General features: G+C 62.8%; 3 protein-coding genes. 2 read left to right on the top strand and 1 reads right to left on the bottom strand.

What is annotated here, in order from left to right; translation table 11 throughout:
* The first annotated feature begins 34 nt into the window (after nt 1-34).
* Both AC1DT3_RS16445 and olsB read left to right on the top strand, forming a co-directional pair.
* A complete protein-coding gene (locus AC1DT3_RS16445; protein ID WP_477466315.1) occupies nt 35-1,573 on the top strand; it encodes a YifB family Mg chelatase-like AAA ATPase in 1,539 nt (512 codons plus the stop codon).
* Between the two features lie 172 nt (nt 1,574-1,745).
* Nucleotides 1,746-2,699: a l-ornithine N(alpha)-acyltransferase gene (olsB, locus tag AC1DT3_RS16440; protein WP_477466314.1), complete on the top strand. Its 954-nt coding sequence runs from the start codon at nt 1,746-1,748 to the stop codon at nt 2,697-2,699.
* On the opposite strand, the gene AC1DT3_RS16435 is transcribed toward olsB, so the two are convergent.
* The coding region (locus AC1DT3_RS16435) for a Rossmann-fold NAD(P)-binding domain-containing protein (protein WP_477466313.1) at nt 2,687-3,069 on the bottom strand (383 nt) is incomplete at its 5' end. The two genes, olsB and AC1DT3_RS16435, sit on opposite strands and share 13 nt — an antisense overlap.

The following is a 3,069-nucleotide window of genomic DNA, read 5'->3' as shown; positions in this document are numbered from 1 at the left end:
CGCTAAGCTCCCGCCATTATGAGGGTGTTCGCCGATGGTCACGCGCGTTTCCACTGTCGCTTTCGAGGGGATCGAGGCGCGCTCCGTCGACGTTCAGGTGCAGATCACACCGGGAAACGTCGCCTTTACGATCGTCGGATTGCCCGACAAAGCCGTGGCCGAATCCCGCGAGCGAGTCCGCGCTGCACTCATCGCGTCTGGGTTGGCCCTTCCGGCCAAACGAATCACGGTCAATCTCGCGCCTGCCGATCTCCCAAAAGAGGGCAGTCACTACGATCTACCGATCGCGCTCGGCGTCATGGCGGCCATCGGAGCGCTCCCCGGCGATGCGCTCGAGGGATTCACAGTGCTCGGCGAGTTGGCGCTCGATGGATCGATCACCTCGGTCGCCGGCGTGCTCCCGGCAGCAATCGCCGCCAATCATCGCGGGCATGGCCTGATCTGCCCGGCAGCCTGCGGTGCCGAAGCCGCCTGGGCGAGCGGCGAGCTCGACATTCTGGCGCCGCGCTCCCTGATCCAGCTCGCCAACCATTTCAAGGGAACGCAGGTCATGGCGCGGCCCGAGCCGGCGATCATGCCCGCGTCGGGAACGATCCTCGATCTGCGCGACATCAAAGGTCAGGAGAGTGCGAAGCGAACGCTGGAAATTGCCGCAGCCGGTTCGCACGGCCTGCTGATGAGCGGTTCGCCGGGCGCCGGTAAGTCGATGCTGGCGCAACGTCTTCCTTCAATCCTGCCCCCATTGCGGCCTCGTGAATTGCTGGAAGTCTCGATGATTCAATCGGTCGCCGGTCTGATCGAGGAAGGGGCTCTGTCGAACCGCCGCCCTTTTCGAGCTCCGCACCATTCAGCTTCGATGGCCGCATTGGTGGGCGGAGGGATCAACGCTCGTCCAGGCGAAATATCGCTCGCCCATAACGGTGTGCTCTTTCTCGACGAGCTGCCGGAATTCCAGCCCCAGGTCCTCGATTCGCTGAGGCAGCCCCTGGAAACCGGCGAGATCCTCATCGCCCGCGCCAACCACAGGGTGACGTACCCGGCCCGCTTTCAATTGATCGCTGCGATGAATCCGTGCCGCTGCGGCCACGGCGCGGATCCCGGCTACATTTGCCGACGGCAACCCAACGATCGCTGCATGGCGCAGTATCAGGCGCGCATTTCGGGGCCGTTCCTGGACCGAATCGACCTCGTCATCGACGTCCCCGCAGTGACGGCGGCCGATCTCCTCCTTCCGGCACCCAGCGAAGGGTCGACAGAGGTCGCGCGGCGAGTCGAGAGAGCGCGCGACGTGCAGGCCGCGCGCTATGCGAGTTTTGCGCTGGATGGCGTGACCACGAATGCAGCGTGTCCGGCCTCGCTCCTCGACGAGGTTGCCCAACCTGATTCGGATGGCCTGTCGCTGATTCGCAGCGCCTCGGACGCGATGCGGCTATCCGCCCGCGGTTTCCACCGGGTTCTCAAGGTCGCGCGGACGCTCGCCGACCTCGACGGTGAGGAAAAAGTACGCCGGATCCACATCGCGGAGGCCCTTTCCTACCGGTCTTATTCGGATCGAAGAACGGTGGCGGCCTAGACCTGCCATGAGGGTGCCATGAGGGGACGGTGCCGCAGAGCTGACCTCAGCCCCCTTGCAGACGTCTTTCTTCGGCGCGATAGGACATTGTCACAGAATTGTTCGAAATGCGATTTATGTCCGGAGCAAGCTTGGCGAGAACGGCTGAGCCGGTGCACCGAAAGAGGGTTCGATGATTTCCCCGACCAACGCCGAGAGAGTGAGGATCGCCGACGCTGCCGTCGCCCCCAAGACCGTTGCTCTCGGCATGAAGCCGAAGGCGACCTTCCTCTCCCGTTTTGGCAGCGCGGTCGTTCGACACTACGGCGACCTCGACCCGGTCCTCGGGCGAATCGGCTCTCTCGAAGTGCGTCTCGCCACGACGAAGACTGAGATCCGTCAGGCTCAGAAGATCCGCTATCAGGTCTTTTACGGCGAGATGTCAGCAGAACCGAACGGTTCGGCTCGCTTGTCGCGCCGCGACGTCGATGAATACGACGCATTGTGCGATCACCTTCTGGTGCTCGACCATGATGTGGAAACCAAGCCATTCAGAGCCGCCAAGCCGAAAGTCGTCGGGACCTATCGTCTCCTTCGCCAGGACGTGGCCGCCCGCCASGGCGGATTTTACACCGCAGCCGAGTACGACATCGCACCGCTCATCGCGGCGCATCCAAGTTTGCGTTTTCTCGAACTCGGTCGCTCATGTGTCCTGAAACCCTACCGCAACAAGCGCACCGTCGAACTTCTCTGGCATGGCATCTGGGCCTACGTGCTGCATCACCGCATCGATGTGATGATCGGTTGCGCCAGCTTGGAGGGAACCGATCCGCACGAACTCGCCTTGCCTCTGAGTTTCCTGCACCATTTCGCGGCTGCTCCGCCGGAATGGCAGGCGAGCGCGGTGCCGACGCGGTTCACCGATATGGATCTGATGGCCAAGGATGCCATCGATCCCAAAGCGGCTTTGCGAACGCTTCCGCCGATGATCAAGGGTTACCTCCGCCTCGGCGCGACATTCGGTCGAGGCGCCGTGGTCGATCATCAGTTCGGGACCACGGACGTGCTGGTTCTCTTGCCTGTTTCGGCGATCAACAAGCGATACATCGACCATTTCGGCTCGGATGCCAACCGTCACGGCGCGTAGGCGAACTCCCCCGCCGCGTAAAGTGCCTGTAGACCTTCGCGAAACGTCGGATAGGCGAGAGTCACACCAAGCTCGCTCTTGATTCGCTTGTTGGCGATCCGCTTGCTTTCCGAATAGAAGCTTCTGCCCATCGCGCTGAATGCGGCATCCTCGAACGCGATCTCGGGCGGAGGCTCGACATGGGTGAGTTTCGCAGCGAAGGCGACGACGTCAGACGCCGCGGCCGGTTCGTCGTCGGCCACATTGTAGACAGCCCCCTGACGCGGCTTTGCTATCGACGCGGCGAGAACGCCGGCGATATCGTCGACGTGAATCCGATTGAAGACGTGGCCCGGCTTGATCACGCGTCTCGCCCTGCCGCGTGCGAGAT

It is taken from the genome of Microvirga sp. P4_G7, assembly GCF_056401005.1.
Note: the sequence above shows the minus strand (reverse complement) of the source record. Positions and strands in the feature narration are given on the sequence as shown.

What these genes read in the sequence shown, in the direction of transcription:
- AC1DT3_RS16445 (WP_477466315.1), top strand. Translation starts at nt 35, where the DNA reads ATGGTCACGCGCGTTTCCACTGTCGCTTTCGAGGGGATCGAGGCGCGC.